This is a genomic window from uncultured Cytophaga sp. (assembly GCF_937863595.1).
Taxonomy (GTDB): Bacteria; Bacteroidota; Bacteroidia; order Cytophagales; family Cytophagaceae; genus Cytophaga.
Genome location: NZ_CALMGQ010000006.1, coordinates 1 through 20,292 on the forward strand (window position 1 = coordinate 1; position 20,292 = coordinate 20,292).

General features: G+C 35.4%; 16 protein-coding genes and 1 pseudogene. 8 read left to right on the plus strand and 9 right to left on the minus strand.

Translation table 11 applies throughout. From position 1 onward, the window contains the following. The first annotated feature begins 267 nt into the window (after window positions 1-267). From Q0543_RS00510 to Q0543_RS00535, 6 genes are all read left to right on the plus strand, one after another. Window positions 268-1,431 (plus strand): SAM-dependent methyltransferase, encoded by a 1,164-nt coding sequence (locus Q0543_RS00510; RefSeq protein WP_299247549.1) that lies wholly within the window; start codon window positions 268-270, stop codon window positions 1,429-1,431. A 93-nt stretch (window positions 1,432-1,524) separates the two neighbouring features. Continuing rightward, window positions 1,525-3,129 carry a fumarate hydratase gene (locus tag Q0543_RS00515; protein ID WP_299247553.1) on the plus strand — a complete coding sequence of 535 codons (1,605 nt, stop codon included), beginning with the start codon at window positions 1,525-1,527 and terminating at the stop codon, window positions 3,127-3,129. Between the two features lie 396 nt (window positions 3,130-3,525). After that, a complete protein-coding gene (locus Q0543_RS00520; RefSeq protein WP_299247556.1) occupies window positions 3,526-5,190 on the plus strand; it encodes a hypothetical protein in 1,665 nt (554 codons plus the stop codon). A 37-nt stretch (window positions 5,191-5,227) separates the two neighbouring features. Continuing rightward, a complete protein-coding gene (locus tag Q0543_RS00525; protein ID WP_299247558.1) occupies window positions 5,228-5,689 on the plus strand; it encodes a hypothetical protein in 462 nt (153 codons plus the stop codon). 441 nt (window positions 5,690-6,130) lie between these two features. Further along, window positions 6,131-6,763: a DUF3575 domain-containing protein gene (locus tag Q0543_RS00530; protein WP_299247561.1), complete on the plus strand. Its 633-nt coding sequence runs from the start codon at window positions 6,131-6,133 to the stop codon at window positions 6,761-6,763. A 14-nt stretch (window positions 6,764-6,777) separates the two neighbouring features. Beyond that, window positions 6,778-7,233, plus strand: coding sequence for a hypothetical protein (locus Q0543_RS00535; protein WP_299247564.1), 456 nt, complete (start codon window positions 6,778-6,780; stop codon window positions 7,231-7,233). 17 nt (window positions 7,234-7,250) lie between these two features. Here Q0543_RS00535 and Q0543_RS00540 read toward each other — a convergent pair whose 3' ends face one another. The 9 genes from Q0543_RS00540 to carB all read right to left on the minus strand — a co-directional run bounded on the left by Q0543_RS00540 (window position 7,251) and on the right by carB (window position 15,394). After that, window positions 7,251-7,445, minus strand: a complete 195-nt coding sequence (locus Q0543_RS00540; RefSeq protein WP_299247567.1) for a hypothetical protein — start codon at window positions 7,443-7,445, stop codon at window positions 7,251-7,253. Continuing rightward, the gene (locus tag Q0543_RS00545) at window positions 7,442-7,756 is read right to left on the minus strand and encodes a rhodanese-like domain-containing protein (protein WP_299247570.1); all 315 of its coding nucleotides are present in this window, start codon (window positions 7,754-7,756) and stop codon (window positions 7,442-7,444) included. The genes Q0543_RS00540 and Q0543_RS00545 overlap by 4 nt, the downstream gene beginning before the upstream one ends. A gap of 1 nt (window position 7,757) precedes the next feature. After that, the gene (locus Q0543_RS00550) at window positions 7,758-8,042 is read right to left on the minus strand and encodes a rhodanese-like domain-containing protein (protein ID WP_299247573.1); all 285 of its coding nucleotides are present in this window, start codon (window positions 8,040-8,042) and stop codon (window positions 7,758-7,760) included. A 177-nt stretch (window positions 8,043-8,219) separates the two neighbouring features. Beyond that, window positions 8,220-8,426: a DUF2892 domain-containing protein gene (locus tag Q0543_RS00555; RefSeq protein ID WP_366799901.1), complete on the minus strand. Its 207-nt coding sequence runs from the start codon at window positions 8,424-8,426 to the stop codon at window positions 8,220-8,222. 350 nt (window positions 8,427-8,776) lie between these two features. Further along, a complete protein-coding gene (locus Q0543_RS00560) occupies window positions 8,777-9,382 on the minus strand; it encodes a Crp/Fnr family transcriptional regulator (protein WP_299247576.1) in 606 nt (201 codons plus the stop codon). Between the two features lie 196 nt (window positions 9,383-9,578). Then, a complete protein-coding gene (locus Q0543_RS00565; RefSeq protein WP_299247578.1) occupies window positions 9,579-11,021 on the minus strand; it encodes a hypothetical protein in 1,443 nt (480 codons plus the stop codon). 118 nt (window positions 11,022-11,139) lie between these two features. Continuing rightward, window positions 11,140-11,988: an acetyl-CoA carboxylase, carboxyltransferase subunit beta gene (gene accD / locus Q0543_RS00570; protein ID WP_299247580.1), complete on the minus strand. Its 849-nt coding sequence runs from the start codon at window positions 11,986-11,988 to the stop codon at window positions 11,140-11,142. A gap of 173 nt (window positions 11,989-12,161) precedes the next feature. Beyond that, window positions 12,162-12,416, minus strand: a complete 255-nt coding sequence (locus Q0543_RS00575) for a DUF4834 family protein (protein ID WP_299247583.1) — start codon at window positions 12,414-12,416, stop codon at window positions 12,162-12,164. Between the two features lie 164 nt (window positions 12,417-12,580). Beyond that, a complete protein-coding gene (carB, locus tag Q0543_RS00580; RefSeq protein WP_299247586.1) occupies window positions 12,581-15,394 on the minus strand; it encodes a carbamoyl-phosphate synthase large subunit in 2,814 nt (937 codons plus the stop codon). 620 nt (window positions 15,395-16,014) lie between these two features. Between carB and Q0543_RS00585 the strand changes: the two genes are divergently transcribed. Beyond that, window positions 16,015-18,822 (plus strand): T9SS type A sorting domain-containing protein, encoded by a 2,808-nt coding sequence (locus Q0543_RS00585; protein ID WP_299247589.1) that lies wholly within the window; start codon window positions 16,015-16,017, stop codon window positions 18,820-18,822. A 344-nt stretch (window positions 18,823-19,166) separates the two neighbouring features. After that, window positions 19,167-20,292 (plus strand): annotated as a pseudogene (locus Q0543_RS00590) (hypothetical protein); the annotation flags it as partial.

Genomic DNA, 20,292 nt, shown 5'->3' on the forward strand with positions numbered 1-20,292 from the left:
AAAAAGTAGCTAAAAAAGCAGCAGCTAAAAAGCCTGCAGCTAAAAAAGTAGCTAAGAAAGCAGTAGCTAAAAAAGCTACAAAATAATTCTTTTCTTAGGAAAAAATTAAAGCTCGAAGTTTACTTCGGGCTTTTTTTATGCTCTTTTTTCTGTTATTATATTTTTAATTACCCGTAGCTGCATAACTGCTGTAATAAAAGTGATGGACTAACCTTGGGATGCTTTTAATCACTTTACTGTCCGATGAGGAATGCGTACCTTTGCTTTATGAAAGAACAAAGCCAGTTATTGGATTTTCTCAAACAAAGTATTTTAGCACACACCTTTGTTAAAATGACAATCAGTAGCCCTATTGATAAACAATCGTCGTTACTGAATCTCTATGTTCGTTATATTGAAATGAAAGGTTTAGGAGGTCTGTCATTTACCTACAGATATAAAACAAACGATCAAGTTAAAAATTGGTCCATTGAGGAAGGCATACAAGAACTTCAGAAGATAATCGGTGGGGTTTTTAAAAATGCATCGATGTTTACAACAACACAAGATTATATTTTGCTTCATTCTAAAAAAGGTGTTGTTACACTCCAACAAAACAAAGCCACGTTTTCTGCCACACTTGAATCGGTTCACGATCGTCAAAAAGTGAAACGTGCTTCAGGGACGCATGCATATCTTACTTATTTAGGCATTATGGATGCCAATGGTGTACTCATTCAAAAGATGTCTGATAAGTATCGGCAAATAAACAAATACCTTGAGATCATAGAAGGATTGGTTGAGTCGGCAACTTTGCCTGAAGAAATACACATCGTTGACATGGGTTCGGGTAAAGGGTATTTGACCTTTGCTTTGTACGATTATTTGTCAAACGAAAAAGGTTTGAACGTTCACGTAACCGGTATTGAGCTGCGCGAAGAACTGGTAGACTATTGTAATGACATTGCTCAAAAATGTGGTTTTGAGAATTTACGTTTTGTTTGTAAACCGATTCAAACGTATTCTGAAAAGCAAATTGATATTTTGATAGCTCTTCATGCCTGCGATACGGCAACGGATGATGCCATTTATAAAGGGATTGTATCCAATGCACAACTTATTGTGTGCGCACCATGCTGTCACAAACAAATTCGCCAACAACTAAAAGGAATCGAACAAGAAAGTCCGATTTTGAAATACGGCATTTTTAAAGAACGTCAATTTGAAATGGTGACGGATACCATCCGTGCTTTGATTTTAGAACAGCATCACTATCAAACGAAAGTGTTTGAATTTATTTCAAATGAACATACGCGTAAAAATGTGATGTTGGTTGGGTCAAAAGTGGCTTCGAATGTGCAGGATCAAACGGTGCAAGGAAAGATTGATGCCATTAAAAAAGACTACCACATTGATTTTCATTACTTAGAAAAATTGATCGCTACTTCTTAAAAACATGTCATAAAAGATTCTGGATACATTTCTAGGAAAAAGCACGATACTCCGTAAATTAGAATTCTTATTTAACACAAACAATAACGCATCATGGCTGAATTTATATATCAAAAACCCTTCCCTCTAAAAAAAGATCCAACACCCTATAAATTAATCAGTACAGAGTATGTTTCTACGATTGAAGTAGACGGCAGAAAAATTTTAAAAATTGATCCCAAAGCACTTGAATTGGTTGCTGAAAAAGCATTGGCGGAGGTTTCTTTCTATTTACGACCTTCGCATTTAGAAAAGGTAGCAAAAATTATCACAGATCCGGAAGCGACAGACAACGATCGTTTTGTTGCCTATACCTTATTGCAAAATGCTTCTACCGCAGGTGAAGGCAAGCTGCCTTCGTGCCAAGATACCGGAACGGCTATCGTTATGGGTAAAAAAGGAGAAAACGTTTGGACGGGCGCCAACGATGAAGAGGCTTTGTCTAAAGGAATTTACAATACATTCCAACAGCGCAATTTACGCTACTCTCAAGTAGTGCCGATTACGATGTTTGATGAGAAAAACTCTGGTACCAACTTACCAGCACAAATTGATATTTATGCCGAACAAGGCAATGAATACAAATTCTTGTTTATGGCAAAGGGCGGCGGCTCTGCCAACAAAACGTATTTATACCAACAAACAAAGGCTTTATTGAATGATGCAAGTTTAGCAGAGTTCGTTAAAAATAAAATTAAAGACTTGGGTACTTCAGCGTGTCCACCCTACCATTTAGCATTGGTGATTGGTGGTACATCTGCGGAAGCAAACTTAAAAGCGGTAAAGCTTGCATCAGCAGGGTATTACGATGAATTGCCAACAGAAGGCAACATGGGCGGACAAGCATTCCGTGATACGGCTTGGGAAGAACGCGTGCAATTGATTTGTCAAGAGAGTTTGATTGGTGCGCAATTTGGTGGCAAGTACTTTACACACGATGTTAAAGTGATTCGTTTGCCACGTCACGCAGCATCTTGTCCGGTGGGTATTGGTGTAAGCTGCTCTGCAGATCGCAACATCAAAGCAAAGATTACCGAAGAAGGTATTTTTATTGAAGCCTTAGAAATGAATCCTGAAAAGTATTTGCCTGCACAAGCGCCGCATTTAGAAAAAGCGGTAGATGTAGATTTGAATCAGCCGATGGCAGACATTTTGAAATTGCTTTCACAGTATCCAATCAAAACGCGTTTGAAATTAAAAGGTACCTTGATTGTAGCGCGTGATATTGCGCATGCAAAAATTAAAGAATTATTAGACGCGGGAAAACCAATGCCCGAATATTTTAAAAACCACCCCGTGTATTATGCGGGTCCTGCTAAGACTCCTGAAGGGATGCCTTCCGGAAGCTTTGGCCCAACTACAGCAGGACGAATGGATTCATACGTGAATCTGTTCCAAAGTCAAGGAGGCTCTATGATTATGCTTGCAAAAGGGAACCGTTCAAAAGCAGTAACCGATGCCTGTAATCAATTTGGTGGTTTCTATTTGGGTTCCATCGGTGGGCCAGCAGCAATCTTAGCGAAAGAAAATATCAAGTCTGTAGAAGTGATTGACTTCGAAGAATTGGGTATGGAAGCGGTACGTAAAATCGAAGTAGTGGATTTTCCTGCATTCATTATTTGCGATGATAAGGGAAATGATTTCTTTGCGAATTTGTAAGGAAGAAAATATTGAAAATTAATAATAGTACCGATGGCATCGGTTTTTGTTGGTAGGCTTTCACGCCCTTGTCGGAGTTCTCAGGAGGTAAACATTTACTCAATGAGCGGCTGTTAATTTCCTGAGTCTCCGACAAGCTGTCTGCTAAGAATGGAAATATGTGTTATGAAAATATGTGCTGCAAGTGAGTTTGTTTTAGATGAAGGAGCGCTAACATACGCTTGTCGGAGACCCAAGGATAATGATACGAACAATAATAGACTTATGTGGCCTTGGGAACTCCGACAAGGGCGAGAATAGTTTAGAAATAATAATTTCATAAAAGGATATAAATTGGTATAATTTATATCCTTTTTAATGACAAATAAAATACGCCATCTTAATCAATTACTCCTTATGATAGAACTTACTTTTTGGGGGACCAGTAATGGAAGAATTTCTCAAGAGACCTTAACCCAACAAATAGCTACTGAATTTAAAATTAAATTGTTGGATGATGGACGAGAGGAAAAATTTGATGAATTAATTAAAGCGAAAGGAATACAACCAAATGAAGTGGTAGTATATTTTAAAAAGGGATTTGGAATCGTGTTATTCTTCAATGAATCTGTTCCTACAGAATGGATGGAAGCACTTGCCCAAATAAATACCATCGAAGACCCTACATCAGATATTTCTATGAAGACATATGTGCTTGGTTCGTTTGATCTTAAATCTGCGAAGGGTTATGTTAAGAAGTATTCTAGAGGGTATTTAAGTACGCATATTACTAAATATTCAGACATTTTGAAATTTCCAGTGTTTCCTTCAGACTTTCCACCTGCAGAAACTTCAGGAAGTTTAGAAAAATGGATCAACGAAGATGCGAGTTTGGTTTTAGGAGTTCCGATTTTTAATGAGTTATATAGAAATCAAAACTCAGACAAACGCGTTACCGTTTTTCGATTTGACAACTCCGTAGAATATTTGACTGAATTAAAATCAGCCCTTCTAAGCCAGTCTCAGGAACGGAAAGATTCAAACCTAAAACATTTCAGAACGTTTGTCGAATCTAGAACGAGTAAATCAGCCGCTTTTGAATCCAATAAAAACGATAAGGTGATTTATCAGTTTTTAACAGACGATTATACACTTGAAAATTATTCGAACTTTAGGTGTAATGATATTGGTAAACACAAAGAAATAGGAAAAATCATTCATACGTTTTTAGGAGATGATACGCTTGAAATTATTGCACTCATAGAGGAGTTCGCAAAGGAAGATATCAATTTTAATGGTTTGTTTGATTTAGTATTTTATACGGGACTTTATCATACAGATGAAAAACTTAGAGCACATGCACTTGCCTTAGCTTTAATTATTACAAATGGTAGTTTTAGAACTGCATTTTGGACAATTTGGAAAAAAGATTTTTATTCAAAAAAGATTTTATTAACGGGCGGCATTCCAAATTCAAAAACAGCATTATATTTCACAAATACGCTACAACATAAATTTGATGCGGGCTCTTCAGAAGCAGCTGCTACAATGAAATCGTTGACAATTGACTCTGATATGAGTGGAATTGAAGGTGTTTATTTAAAATATTTTGACGAATTGATTGTCAAAGATCAAGAACGAATGGTGAATCATGAAGTATTTCAATTCTTCAACACCCTACAATATTATGGTTCAACAATTAAATCATTGGCTTTAATTAATTGTACAGTTACGTATTTGCATGATGCGTTTTCGACATTACCTCTTCAAAAACTTGACCTCTCAGACAATCCAATTGAAAGCCTTGGTCAATGCACACTCAATACATTGGAAGAATTAGTGATTCGAAACACTGCGTTAAAATTGATTTCACTAAAAAAGCTTCCTATGTTAAAAAAAATAGTGTTAGATAACTTAACAGAGTTAGACGAAATACAGTTAGTGGATATTGGTAAACTCAACAAGGATTTCTATTTTGAAGTTTCGAAACAAGAAGGTTCTAAGACGTATTTTAATTTTAAGAAAGAAGAAATTGACCCTTTTAAAATAATTCCGAATAAACCGTTTTGGAAAGTATGGTAAGTCAAGGTATATTTATAACGAACTAAAGTGTTAAAACATGGGACTTTTTGATAAAATTAAAAGCATTGCAAATAAAATCACAGGGAATGCTGCAAAGGTTGAAATTGTGATGAATACGAATGTGCCTCGAAATGTAAACGTACCGGTTACGGTAAATGTGGAAGTTAAAGATGTTGGAATCACTATTGATAAACTATATGTAAAATTAGTAGCAATTCAACATGTTAAAATAATACATAATGAAATTGTTAATGGCAATTCTGTGAGTAAAGAAAAAGTAGATACGAGTTATATTCATGAATTCTCTTTTGAGTTTTCAGGTTCTCGACATTTGGATGCGAACAAAAATTATTCTTGGGTTGAAAATGTATTTTTGCCAGAAGGTGTACAGGCATCATACAATGTTTACCCACGCGAAGTGCGTTGGCATATTTTAGCAGGCCTAGATATGCCTGGCAATGATCCAGATTCAGGTAGAGTGGAAATTTTTGTAAGCTAATGTTAATGTATACATTCTATATACAGAGTTAATTTCCCAGCCTTCATTATTGGTGATGATAAAGGAAATGATTTATTTGTGACTTTTCTCACGCCCTTGTCGGATTTCTAATTTGTAGGATTGAATATGTAAATAAAGTCTGCTTAAATTTAGACGTGTAAACATCAAAGTATAGCAGATGGTTGGCCGAAAAGGCGCAACCTTTGAAGGGTTTTGTGGTGTAGGTGGGGAGTGGGAGGTGCCAACATCAGCGGGAGAAATTCATCCCTTCAGCAGATGATGATTTTTAGCTATCTTCCTTTTTCATTTAAATAATTATACAATACTCGTAGGGGTAAGCGATAGTATATTTGTCCTATTGATGAGAATGGTATTTCGAGTTCAATTAATCTATATTCGATTCTTCGTGCCATTATAATTTAAAAGACTATAAACAACTTTATGAAAATTTTTTCTAAATCAATTGCAGTTACTTTTTTATTTTTGGCCTCAGTGAATTTTATTCAGGCGCAGGATACAATCCAACCTATCAAGTTTAAACGTAATGCGATTAAAATTGGCACATCACTTACGATAGCAATACTATTTGTAGGCTATGAATATGCGATTACCAAACACGTTGGTATAGGAATATTAGGATCTGTAAATGGTGGACTTTTTTCTGGATATACAGGTAATCTAACAGCAAGATATTATTTTGGAAAATATAGCGGTTTTTTTATTGAAGCACGTGGAGGATATTCCTATTTTAATCCAATCGTATATTCAGGATATCATCGTGGAACTAGCCCAAATAATGATAATCGATATTATGACGAAGAACATGAGGCAACTATTTCTTATTGGAGTGGAGGCATATCTGGTGGATATAGAGTTACTTGTTCAAAAAGATTTTTTTTCGATTTTTTGATTGGTGTGCATACTGGGCAAGCTAGTTTTGGTAGTAAGGATACATATATTGGACGTAGCCCAATTGCATTGCAAATAGGTAGTGATGACGTAAAAACAGTCTTTGAAAACTCAGGCCCTGGAATGCCATTGCATTTAATGATTAACGTTGGGTTTACGTTTTAGCGTATAGAATAACAATGAATAGTACCAAACAAATCTATCTCGATATTTTAAAAATCATCTCAGAAGTACGAGGAGAACCCATTGAAAAATTATCTTTGGAAACAACCATTAATACTGACTTAGGCGTGTACGGAGATGATTGGGATGATTTAATCTTGCCCATAATGGGAAAGTATCCTATTACTGATTTTTCTGATTTTGTATTTCTCGACCACATGTCTGGTGAGGGATATCAAGCACCACTTTTTATTGCGGACTTGTTTATGTTTATCCCTAAATTGATTGTAACAATTATCGTTTTCCCATTTAACCGAGTGTTAAGTAAAAATATTTTTCAATACACACCATATAAAGAAGTCCGCTCTAAAAGCAATCCATTGTATATTGCAGACATATTAAATTCTATTATAAAAGGGAAGTGGGAGTATGCCAAGGATTCTGAATTGGATTTGGGCGCTTTGATTTTGTGAATACAGCCACTCCTACATTATTTTTTTGTATCACAACTTCCACTGGTATTACAACAACCCATATTGAATACAGATTGAATGACAAAAAAAACTCCCGCCAATCCTGCAAATATGTCGTGATGTGTTACGCCGAAATAAATAAAGATTATACCAAAGCCTAAGCGCAGCCAGCGCATAAAGCCCCAAGGGGTATGTAAAATAGTGCGTATCATGAAATTTTTCGTTGTAGACTATTCCACGGACCGCCATTGTAAACTTCCGGATAGCCTTTTGATTTCAACATACTTTTAGCACTTCCACTGCGCATACCAGACGCACAGCATGTGATAATAATTTTGTCTTTTGAAATCTTGGATAGTTGATTGCTTATTTCATTTACAGGAATATTTAGTGAACCTTTAATATGGCCGCCTGCATATTCTCCTTTTGTGCGCACATCAATGATTACAGCACCTTTTTGCATAAGCGCTTTATAATCGGTAGCAGGTCCAATACCTAATATTTTTTTTATTGCGGCTATCATATTAATCGTTTTTTTGTTTCATAAATTCGACATCGGCCCAACCGCCTGCATTATAACATTCCAATCCTTGTTGGGAAAGGTAATTTTGCGCTTGTCCGCTTCGGCCACCCGATAAACAGCAAAGTAGGAGCGGTTGCTTTAATGCTTTCAGTTCATCCAAACGTGCTTCGATTTGATTGAGTGGAATGTTAATAGAGCCTTCAACATGTTCTGCAGTAAACTCAGAAACAGTTCGTACATCGACGATTGTTCCTATATTGGATTGTATGCGTTCTTGAATAGTCATGGTCGATTTATTTATACAAAATTAGTGTAAAGAATGATGCCCTTCAGTGATGTTTGTTACACAAGGCGTTTTTATTTAATAGCATCTTTAGCACCTTGTTGGGACACATCATTTACCTACACACCACAGTCTGCTGTGGTTGTGTCTTTTCGACCAACCACCTGCAAATCTATCATATTAATGCTTTTCTTTTTTGCAGGTAGAGATCCCAAAAGGAAGATAGAGCGGACACGTACTTATCATGCTGGTAACGACCAATACAATAGCTACGAGTAATAAAATAATCCCTAATGTGCCAGAAATAATATCTGTTGCAAATAAAATTGAAATTACAATCGCAATTGCTATGCGAATAATCCGATCTGTATTACCTATATTTTTCATGATTTTCTTTCTTTTTATTCAAAATACAAAAAAGGAATAGAAAAGTATGTGATGTATGTTACATAAAGAAAATAAATGTGTCATTTTGGATTAACGCCCTTGTTGGAGTTCTCAGGAGGCAAACGTTTACTTAATGAGCGGCTCTGATTTTCCTGAGTCTCCGACAAGTTGTCGGCAAAGAATGGAAATAGGTGTTTTGAGATTAAAGGCGGTAAAATGGAGTTTTTTGTATTAGTTGATGGATTGCTAACATAATCTTGTCAAAGACCCAAGGATAATGATGCGAACATTCATAGTCTTCTGAGACCTTAGTAACACCGAAAAAGGCGAAGAGGCATAACCTCTTTCAATTACTTTTGAATTAACGTAATTTTATTCCTGCTCAACACAACCAATTTTTCATGCTCCATTTGTTTTAATACTCTTGAAATAACTTCCCTTGAAGTTCCAAGTTCATCCGCAAGTTGTTGATGCGTTATCTGTAATTCGTTTGTTTTGGCACTCGCTGCTTTCTTAGTGAGTGCATCCAACACACGCACATCTAATTTTTGGAAGGCAACCGCATTTACAACGTTCAACAATTCTTCAAAACGTTTGTGGTATAATTTAAAAATAAAATCTACCCACTGCGGATTGGTACGTACCAACTGGCTAGCCTTATCTAAGGGTATTAAAAGAATTTCGGCTTCATCTTCAACAACTGCTTTCACTTTGCTGGTATCGTCGTTTAAACCTGCGAGGAAAGACATGATGCAACTTTCACCTGGAAGAATGTAGTACAACAAAATTTCTCTGCCATCTTCCTCGGTGCGCATTACTTTCAAACTACCTTTTAATACAATTGGAATGGAACGAATCGCACCGCTTTCTTGCAGCAATACATAATCAACCGGAAATGTTTTTACAATTCCGTATTGAAATAATTCTTCGTTGATGGTTAGTAGGGGTGCTTGCATATAATTTCCGATTTTTTGTAAGGTACAATACGACTTTACGCAAGGATTGTAATGTTACATTTTTCAAAACTTCAATCCCCATTTAAATCGAAGATTCTAGGTTTTGATTAGAATTGAACTTGTAAAATTTGTTAGAGGTAGTATTGGTTGTCAATAACAAAGAAGTCTCGCTTTTCGGTGAGACTTCTTTGTTGTACTATTTAAAATAATTTAGTTTAATAACATTTAATTTGACTTGGTCTTCAATAACGATATCATTTGGGCCAAAATCAAAACCTAAATAATATACATCTTTTGCTTTGGGGTCTCTTTTAGATAGAAACGTATTTAAAGTAGAAGAGACAGTAGGGTCATAGGTTGTTGAAAATGTTGTAAAAAGCAAACTGTTAAATTCATTGCTATAAGTTTTAGTAATGTTTCCAGTTCCAGGTTCTACATTGTATGAGTAAATACTTTTAATAGATTTTACTTGAAATGTAAGTAACGCTGGATTACTTATATTTAAATTTAGTGCACGTCTGTATGGAAAGCTACTTCCCTTTAAATAGAGATTGTTTTGAAGACTTTCAGAAAAGTCATATTCTTTTTTCCAAAGTTGCTTACCATTGATGTCATATTTTTGGATAAACCATGCTTTAGTTGGGCAATTATAGTTATTAATTTTATAAGCACCAGGGCCACATAATCCATAAATATAGATGGCATTATTTTTAGGGTCAAAAGTAATATCACCCAAAGCACCATATTTGGCTAGCGCTTCAGTAGTATAATAGGTAATGCCATAGGTATCATATACAGAATTTTGTGCAGTGCGACTATTAAAATCATCATCATCAAAATCTGCCCAATAAAAATATTTATTATTATTGGATGCTCTTGGAATATTCGTAGCAAGTTTTGCATCGATACTGAAATTTTTTGTTGTTTTACCTGTATTGTCTATAAGTATGATATCATAGATGTATGTTCCATCCTCTAACAGCGTTTTGCTCGTGAAGTAAATTGCATTATCAAAATTGCCACTGTAATTCCATTCAGTTGATTTGTCTTCATCTCTTAATGGAGGGAGTTTTAAAGAAATATTAGTTTTAGAAAAATCAGATGCAGATACCCGCACTAATGAGTTTGAAACGTCTTTCTTCTTTGTAACCTCATTTTTAACTTTTAAGCTAGTGAAATAGTAAAAATATTTACTGTCAGCAAAAACTGCTTTTTTATCACCTAAGTCTTTAATGTTATCTAGTTCAAATGTTTTTTTAGCGCCTGTTTCGTTTATTTGAGTAACGAAAAAGCTGCCAACTCCCATAGTAGTATTATAGCCTTTAGGCTCGATGTGGTATATGTGCTTTGAGTTTGTGGATGCAATCAAAAAATTTCGAAAGTCTTTATTAATTTGATTTTTTTCTAGCGGAACAGAATAAACAAGTTTCATTTCGGGCGAATAGTAATTTAATTTCCAATTTAAATCTTTTGTATTAAATCCTTTTTTTCCTGTTTTAATTATTAGACCCCCATTATTTGGAACTTGAAGTGTATTTAAAATATAATTTCCTTTTTCAAGGGAAAGTTCTTCTGTTTTTACTTGGGCAAATAAGATTTGAAAAAACAATAAATGTATTAGTAGAATAAAATATTTCATAAGGTTCACGAATTAAGTTTTATTAATAAAATATGGATGAGAAGAATAATAGATTGGTAAAAATTAATGTAACAAAAAGTCCCGCTATAAGCGGGACTTTTTAAATAATATGTAACACTTACTTTTTCTTAACCATTCTTAAGAAATCAGATACTTGTTTTTTCATGATTTTTCGATCAACAATAAAATCAAGGAAACCATGTTCTAATAAGAACTCAGAAGTTTGGAAACCAGCTGGTAAATCTTTACCAATCGTTTCTCTAACCACGCGTGGTCCAGCGAAACCGATCAAAGCTCCTGGTTCTGCAATATTAATATCACCCAACATCGCATAGGATGCTGTAACGCCACCCGTTGTAGGATCTGTTAAGATAGAGATATACGGTAATTTTTCTTCAGATAATAATGCTAATCGTGCAGAAGTTTTAGCCATTTGCATTAAGGAGAAACCTGCTTCCATCATACGTGCACCACCAGATTTACAAATCATGATGAAGGGTACTTTTTTAGCACGGGCAGCATCAATACCTCTAGATATTTTTTCACCCACAACCGAACCCATAGAACCACCAATGAAGGTGAAATCCATACAGCAGATTACGGCATCTTTTCCACCTACTTTACCGAAACCTGTACGTACAGCATCTGTTAAGCCTGTTTTGGCTTGCGCAGCAATAATACGTTTTGGATAGGGTTGGCTGTCAATAAATTTTAATGGATCTCCAGAACTTAGACCTGCGTCTAATTCAGTGAATTCATTGTTATCGAAAAATAATTCAAAATATTCTTTAGATCCTACGCGTGCGTGGTAGTTACAATCAACACACGTCCAAGCATGCTCTTCGTGCTCACGGGTGTGAACCACTTTTTTACATTCAGGACATTGATACCACAAACCATCAGGTACTTCTCTTTTCTCTTCAGTAGGGGTAGTGATACCTTTTTCTGTTCTCTTAAACCAAGACATTTATGTTCTTTATGTTAAGTTCAATTTAATCCCATTCCTCTTTAATCTTATACAGATTTAAAAGGATGACAAAGATAACAAAAAAATAAAGTTAGGAGTCGAAATATGTAAGTTTTTTAATTATGTAGATATTTGTAAGTATTTGTAAATCAGTATAAAATAAATAAATCTGATTATTTTACTTCTTCGTAATCTATATATTCGTCTTTAGAACCAGCTGAAGTGGTCTTTGTAGATTTTGGTTCAGGAACGCGATCTACACGAATTGAACCTTCTGGCTGACGAGGCTTTTGTTGTTGGTTGTATTGTTGGTTCATATTTTGAGCCATTTTTTGAGCGCTTTTCATTACAGCAAACTTTAAAAAAGGCTTTAACAACCATCTTACAAGTAAAAATATAATAAGGGTCCAGAATATGAATTTTAACATGATATGTTCTAAGTAATATGCTTTAGTTTTAAGACGATTAAATTGAAGATTTATTTTATCAATTTGAATTAAAAACAACAGGCTCTCTACTATAATTTAATGTTTTAAGTAATAAGTTCAAAGAAAAGCATCTGAAAACTTATTACTTAAAACATATAACTTAATTATCGGCTCAAATATAAATTCCGTTCAGAATATAATTTTACAAACGCATCGTCTTGCAAATCATCAATAAACAAGATTGCTTCTCCCGTAGATTTCATCTCTGGTCCAAGTTCTTTGTTTACATTCGGGAATTTATTAAACGAGAATACAGGAATTTTAATTGCGTAACCATCCATTTTTGGTGCAAATGTAAAGTCTGTTACTTTCTTTTCGCCCAACATTACTTTGGTTGCATAGTTAACATATGGCTCATCGTATGCTTTGCAAATGAATGGTACCGTACGAGATGCTCTTGGGTTTGCTTCGATGATGTATACTTTTTCGTTTTTAATCGCAAACTGAATATTGATCAAACCTACTGTTTTAAGTGCTACAGCAATTTTTTTCGTATGATCTTTAATTTGTTGCAACACATCGTCGCTTAAATCGAAGGTTGGCAATACCGAGTGCGAATCTCCGGAGTGAATACCTGCAGGCTCGATGTGTTCCATGATACCAATGATGTATACATTTTCTCCATCACAAATAGCATCTGCTTCTGCTTCGATTGCGTTTTCTAAGAAGTGATCCACCAACACTTGGTTGCCTGGGTGATCTTTTAACAAGTTCACCACATGCTCTTCCAATTCTTGTTCGTTGATAACAATCTTCATGCTTTGTCCGCCCAATACATACGAAGGACGAACCAATAATGGGAAGTTTAATTTCTTGCTGATTTCAACCGCTTCATCTGCGTTTTCAATTACACCAAATTCTGGATATGGAATGTTGATTTCTTTTAATAAAGCAGAGAAACGACCGCGATCTTCAGCTAAATCTAAGGATTGGAAATCCGTTCCTATAATTTTGATGCCATATCGTTCTAATTTCTCAGCAAGCTTAAGCGCTGTTTGTCCACCAAGTTGAACGATTACGCCAACTGGTTTTTCAAGAAGAATGATTTCGTAAATGTGTTCCCAGAATACAGGTTCGAAATATAATTTATCTGCGATATCAAAATCCGTTGAAACCGTTTCAGGGTTGCAATTGATCATGATGGTTTCGTAACCACATTCTTTAGCAGCCAATACACCATGCACACAAGAGTAATCAAACTCAATACCTTGTCCGATACGGTTTGGTCCTGAACCCAACACAATAATCTTCTTTTTATCGGAAGGAATCGATTCGTTTTCGCCTTCAAATGTAGAATAGTAATACGGTGTTTTTGCTTCAAATTCAGCAGAGCAGGTATCCACTATTTTGTAAATACGTTTGATGCCAAATTCATGACGCTTCGTAAATACTTCGCTTTCCAAACATTTTAGCAAGTGTGCAATCTGACGATCTGCGTAGCCTTTTTGCTTTGCAGTCTTCAGCATTTCTTTGCTGATTGTCTGTATCGTTTGTTTTTGAATTTCTTTTTCAAGAAGAACAAGCTCTTCAATTTGATTCAAGAACCAAGGATCGATCTTTGTTAATTTTTGTATGGTCTTAGATTGAACGCCCAATTTGTAGGCATCGTAAATGTGGAACAAACGATTCCAGCTAGGGAATTCTAAGCTGTGAAGTATTTCAGCTTGGTTGGTTAACTCTTTACCATCTGCACCCAATCCGTTACGTTTAATCTCCAACGATTGACATGCTTTTTGCAATGCTTCTTGGAAGTTGCGACCGATACCCATGGTTTCACCCACAGATTTCATTTGCAAACCTAAAGAACGATCTGCACCTTTAAATTTATCAAAGTTCCAACGTGGTACTTTTACAATCACATAATCCAAGGCAGGTTCAAAAAATGCACTTGTTGTTTTTGTGATTTGATTTTTTAATTCATCTAAGTTATAACCGATTGCAAGTTTCGCAGATATTTTTGCGATAGGATAACCAGTTGCTTTAGAAGCTAAGGCTGAAGAACGCGACACACGCGGGTTGATTTCAATACCAACAATAAAATCTGTTTTTGGATCTACTGAGAATTGTACGTTGCAACCACCTGCAAAATTACCAATCGCTTTCATCATTTTTATTGATTGATCGCGCATTTCTTGATAAACCGTATCGGGCAAGGTCATTGCTGGCGCTACTGTGATTGAGTCACCTGTGTGAATACCCATTGGATCGAAGTTTTCAATCGAACAAATGATAATCATATTACCAATGCTGTCACGCAAAATTTCCAATTCGTATTCTTTCCAACCAACAATACTTTGTTCTACCAACACTTCATGTGTAGGTGAAGCGTGTAAGCCTGCAGTTAAGGCTTCATCAAATTTATCGGGCGTATTCACAAAGCCACCACCTGTACCACCTAAGGTAAACGAAGGGCGAATGACTAATGGAAAACCAATTTGTTGTGCGATTTCTTTTCCTTGTAAGAAGGAAGTTGCTGTTGCGCCTTTACAAACGCCTACACCAATTTCAATCATTTTTAAACGGAATTTCTCGCGATCTTCTGTCGTTTCAATGGCGTTTACATCCACACCAATCATGCGAACACCGTATTTTTTCCAAACACCTGCTTTATCGCATTCCATCGCAAGGTTTAATGCTGTTTGTCCGCCCATTGTAGGCAACACCGCATCAATCTTGTGATTTTCAAGAATTTTAATGATCGACTTTTTGTCTAATGGCAATAAATACACATTATCCGCTACAACCTTGTCGGTCATGATGGTAGCAGGATTGGAGTTAATCAAGGTAACTTCGATTCCTTCTTCACGAAGAGAACGTGCAGCTTGTGAGCCCGCATAATCAAATTCACAAGCTTGTCCGATTACAATGGGACCGCTACCGATAATTAAAATGTGTTTGATACTAGTATCCTTAGGCATGTGGGATTATTTATAATTTTTCAATGGTTCGGAGAATCAGAATAAGAGCGTTTAAAGAGACATTTCAGTTTCTTTTGGGCACTCAAATTGAGCAAATTTAACCGAAAAAGATGGTATATGAAAGATTAAATTGGTGTTGTTTACAATAAGTTTGATTACTAGGGCTTTATTGAATGATTTCAAGAAAAAATTGTGGTACTAGAATTTGGTTGCTATGCTCTAGTTTATAAATATGAAAGAACGGAGTATTGAGATGATAAATATTAAAAGGCATGTTTCTATTTCCTTTGTTGTCAGAACATTTTGTTAAGTACTTTTATGACTGACTATGAATTAAAAGGTCAAATGCATTTTTCTTAAGTTTTGTATAGTATTAAGATATAAAAATTCAATTGTTGATTATTTTTAATTCCACAATCAAAAATAATATATTAACAATTGTTAAATACTTACATGTATTTATGATTGAATTTATATTAAATTGTACTAAATAAACTAAATAAGTTTAATTTTAATTTAATAATGATTTATATTTTTAATTTTTATTACATTCGAACCACAATTGTAAATTGGCATTTTACAATTTGAATCTTCAATTATCTACAAAATTTAAATGAAAAATGAAAAAATTATTACTTTTATTTTATGCAAGTTTTTTAATGCATATGGTTGGCTTTTCACAGTTTGATTGTTTAAGTACAGTCAAAATGGATGGGAACAGTGTGGTTTGTCCTGGTACATATCAAACGTATACAACGAATGCAGATCTAGATCATTTTAGATTTAATTACACTCAATGGGAAACAGATACTGGAAATGAAATAACTAGAATTAATGGTACTGAAACATTTCCCTATGTTAACAACTATTTATATCTTAATAAATTGAATGTAGGAGATAAGTATACAATGCAACATTACTACCCGCAAGCAGTTAAATATGATAGAAAGAATTTTGATTTAGATGAAGTTACTTTTTATTATTTTCAGCCAAATTTAACGACAAGTATAACAGTTCCTGTAATACCAAACTATAGACTTAATGCTCTAATGCATAATGTAGATATACATGTCAATAATGGGTCAAATAATAGCATACATTTTTTATTTGGACGTCGAGCTGTTACTGGTGAATGTGATTATAGGAAACAAATGGAATTAATTACTTTACCAACATTTGTTACAAGTAATGTTGCGGTGACGCTTACATCAACAAATGCTCCAACATGTTCAAGTGGCGGAAATTTCGACATACGTGATAGAAATGTTACTTTTCAAACGTATGGTTATGTCTTTAATTGGATACTTACTGATCCCCAAGGAAATGTTAAAAACAACCTGATTAGTGGCAATAGAAACGGTAATAATGTATATATTCCATATTTAGATAAGCCAGGTGATTGGAATCTGACGTGTACTGTTGGTTCACTATGTAAGACAGAAACTTTTCCTCATACGATAACAGTAGCAAGCCCATTTGCATTGCAACCTGCGGAGATAAAAGTTGATGGCGTTAATAACTACACTTATGCTTCTCTATATCCAACTTGCCCTAAAGCATATCAAACAGGGTATAACTTATCTGTGCCTGCTTATACAAATATTCCTGATGCACAATATACTTGGACCTTGCCCCCAGGTTGGAGAACATACAATACATCTGCTTCTTCATCTGCAGTTGTTAGTGGATATAATCAGTATACCTACAAAGGACAATATTTAAATAACATCACAATGGATAGCTACATCAAAACAAATGGTACTATTCCAGGTGGTGATGGACAGCTTGTTATTCGGGCGTGTAATGTAACGAGTGCACCAATAACAATTTCTGTTATTCCAAACGGTCCGTTGGATGTAAGACTAAATCCGCAGGTTACATCATGCCTTCCTACGGTTTCATTAGAACCAGTTGTGGTTGCCCAAGCATATCCTGTAACTATTGGCTGGCAATCTACCAATGGAGGCACATTTGCAAGTCCTATTACAGATGGATTCGCACCAGCAAATACATTTACAGCAACTCCTGGTACGTATCAAATAAAATTGAATATTACAGATGCCAGACAATGTGTGTCTGATTTTACAACTACTACCGTTATTATTGGCGGCCCGGGTGTAAATTCTGCAGGCTGGAATAGCGGCATCTTAAGCGATGTAAACAATTGGAATGTTATAAGCAATTTGGCTGTAACAGATAATTCGGATGTATATTTTGTAGGTCAAGATAAAACTACAAATGCAGCAAGTTTACAGTATTATCATTATGATGCAGGTTTTGCGAAGTGGGTGCCGACCCCGGCTTTCCCTCAGCCAACAAATGGAGTACGTGCGGGCACGAATGCAGTAGCTGTCGCACCGGGTACAGCTTTAGGTATTTATTACGTAGATGCATCTAATAACATAAGACGGTTAACAGGTTCGACGGATGTTCAGGTTCCTGCAGGTGTCAATGCTGACTTGATTAAAGTAGATCCGTCAGGAACTTTGAATACTGCAAAATTAGTTTATCGTAATTTTATTAACAATAATTTTATTTACTCATGGAATCCAGCAACATCTAGCATTCAAGCATTACCTTATGTAAGCTATCCTACTAAATACGATATAGGTATTAACAATAGTCGTGTATTTTATGTGAATGCAAATGAAAGTGCCATTTATTACAAAGAGTTAAGCGATAACAATCCTTCCAATAAGGGTACGTTGATGACATCTTTATACAGTATTAATTGCTATACAGACATTGTATTTGATGCCAACGGCAATATGTATTATGCAACTTGTAGTGGGGATATCTTTGTATGTAAAAAGAATTTAGCTAATACCTATGATGCGCCTGTTTCCATACAAGTACCTTCTTCACTTGGTTGCGATGGACACTTTACCATTAATGCAAGTACGGGAACGATTTATTATACAGGTTATAATAATCGTTTGTATCAGCAGTATGTAGTTGATTTTGCTAGTAATCAATGGGGGAATGTACCTGCTACGCAATCTTTCGGAGATATTGCAGGTCGTAGTTTAGTGTTCAAAACACCGCATTTATTTTATATCGGCGATAATAATTTAGTATATAACATCTATTATTTTGAAGGTTGTACACCAAGTCCATTGCGTGTTGCAGGGGATAATACAGATCATATCCAGTCTGAAAACCAAATTTACACAGGAGGAAATGTAATTCCGGCAGCTGTGGGTTCGGTGTTCCCCAATCCATTTACTGATCAATTAACGGTGTATGTGAGCGGTACTGGTACGGCAGAATTAAAAGTTACAGATGTGAATGGTAAATCAGTAATTTCAAAGGAATATAGATTTGAAGAAATATCATTTTCAACTGTAACATTATCTTCGGGGATGTATTTATGTACCATTGTTCAAAATGGCAACATATTGTACACAGCAAAAGTTATTAAACAATAATTCATTGAAATAGAGAAAGAGCCTGTATGGATTATTCTGTACAGGCTCTTTTTGTATACTAAAGTTTACTACTGTGCGTTAGCATAGTGCTTTAATTTATCCAAAATTATATAGATTATTATTTCGCATCAGCAGACAAGGCTATAATGACACAAAAGAATTTTCATTTAACTATTTTTTTTCATTCAATTGCATTGGGGACGTATTTGCGTACCTATAAAAAAAATCGCCTCCAGTTTGTTAAATCTATGATGGTTTATGTACGCTTTAAGCCTTTAGCTTTAAGCTTTCAGCTATCCAAATATCTACTTTGCTTTAGTGTACTATTATTAAGTGTTACAAACGTGAGAGCCCAAAAGGAGGCTTCCCAATATTTTTACTGGAAAGACTCTGGTGTAAAATTCAATGCACAGGGAATAGAGGCATATACTACCAATAATGTTTCTCATGTATCCATTGCCAGAACGTTTTCTCCTGTATTATGTGATACTGATGGTAATTTGCTTATGTATACGAATATGGAAACGATTTATGATCGTAATGGGAATGTTATGGAAAATGGAGATGGTTTGTTTGGCAACAGAGACGGTATCCAGAGTGCTGTGTGGGTGGATTTGCCTGCCAGCAGAGGGCGTTATTATTATTTATTTTATACAGATGCAGAGGGATACGGTCTTCCGGCTTTTCCGTATGATTCAGTCGTGTCGTATGCGTTAATAGATATACAAGGTAATAATGGACTAGGTAGCGTTGTTCAAAAGAATGTATTATTACATGGCGGCTCAGCAGGGTTCATAGCAGCCGTAAGGCATCAGAACGATTTAGATACTTGGGTGATGGCCTATCATTATAAACGCAAAGAATTTATGGCCTATTTAGTAACTTCTTGTGGCATTATTGGTCCTGTGGTTACTAAAGATGACAAGGATAAAGCAATTTATTTTTCAGCATTGCCTAATATTATGCGCTTTTCTCCCCAAGGCAATATGCTGGCTCGTTTACATAATACAGAATTTAATGGCGGCTCAGGTGTTGTTGGTTTATGGAATTTTGATAATATAAATGGTACGTTACGGTATAAATACGGTATTCAAGGAGCACCAATAAATTACTTTTTTTCCCCTTTGGGAAATTATATTTATACCTGCAGTCAATGGTTGCAAGGGCTGGTACAGTATGATGTAAATGAACCAGATAGTGCCAGTTGTTTTGCAAATAGATATGAATTATCTCCCACATTAACCAATGGCTACACAGGTGTTACCTCACAATATACTGTGCATATGTATGGTCAGGATGGTAAAATCTATTTGCCTATGATACCGGGTATGCCAGCGGTTTGGCTGGCACGCATCAATCATCCAGATTTAAAGGGAGCGCTTGCTCAATTAGACACCATCGATAAAAACAGTAAAATCCCCTACAATCTTTTTATACACGATCACATGTATAGCTATTACCGCCCAGGGT

Excerpts from the sequence above, each read along its gene's own strand:
- Q0543_RS00510 (WP_299247549.1), top strand. The coding sequence starts at position 268 with ATGAAAGAACAAAGCCAGTTATTGGATTTTCTCAAACAAAGTATTTTA.
- Q0543_RS00540 (WP_299247567.1), bottom strand. The coding sequence starts at position 7,445 with ATGATACGCACTATTTTACATACCCCTTGGGGCTTTATGCGCTGGCTG.
- Q0543_RS00545 (WP_299247570.1), bottom strand. The coding sequence starts at position 7,756 with ATGATAGCCGCAATAAAAAAAATATTAGGTATTGGACCTGCTACCGAT.
- Q0543_RS00560 (WP_299247576.1), bottom strand. The coding sequence starts at position 9,382 with ATGCAAGCACCCCTACTAACCATCAACGAAGAATTATTTCAATACGGA.
- Q0543_RS00525 (WP_299247558.1), top strand. The coding sequence starts at position 5,228 with ATGGGACTTTTTGATAAAATTAAAAGCATTGCAAATAAAATCACAGGG.
- Q0543_RS00535 (WP_299247564.1), top strand. The coding sequence starts at position 6,778 with ATGAATAGTACCAAACAAATCTATCTCGATATTTTAAAAATCATCTCA.
- accD (WP_299247580.1), bottom strand. The coding sequence starts at position 11,988 with ATGTCTTGGTTTAAGAGAACAGAAAAAGGTATCACTACCCCTACTGAA.
- Q0543_RS00520 (WP_299247556.1), top strand. The coding sequence starts at position 3,526 with ATGATAGAACTTACTTTTTGGGGGACCAGTAATGGAAGAATTTCTCAA.
- Q0543_RS00555 (WP_366799901.1), bottom strand. The coding sequence starts at position 8,426 with ATGAAAAATATAGGTAATACAGATCGGATTATTCGCATAGCAATTGCG.
- Q0543_RS00575 (WP_299247583.1), bottom strand. The coding sequence starts at position 12,416 with ATGTTAAAATTCATATTCTGGACCCTTATTATATTTTTACTTGTAAGA.
- Q0543_RS00585 (WP_299247589.1), top strand. The coding sequence starts at position 16,015 with ATGAAAAAATTATTACTTTTATTTTATGCAAGTTTTTTAATGCATATG.
- carB (WP_299247586.1), bottom strand. The coding sequence starts at position 15,394 with ATGCCTAAGGATACTAGTATCAAACACATTTTAATTATCGGTAGCGGT.
- Q0543_RS00530 (WP_299247561.1), top strand. The coding sequence starts at position 6,131 with ATGAAAATTTTTTCTAAATCAATTGCAGTTACTTTTTTATTTTTGGCC.
- Q0543_RS00550 (WP_299247573.1), bottom strand. The coding sequence starts at position 8,042 with ATGACTATTCAAGAACGCATACAATCCAATATAGGAACAATCGTCGAT.
- Q0543_RS00515 (WP_299247553.1), top strand. The coding sequence starts at position 1,525 with ATGGCTGAATTTATATATCAAAAACCCTTCCCTCTAAAAAAAGATCCA.
- Q0543_RS00565 (WP_299247578.1), bottom strand. The coding sequence starts at position 11,021 with ATGAAATATTTTATTCTACTAATACATTTATTGTTTTTTCAAATCTTA.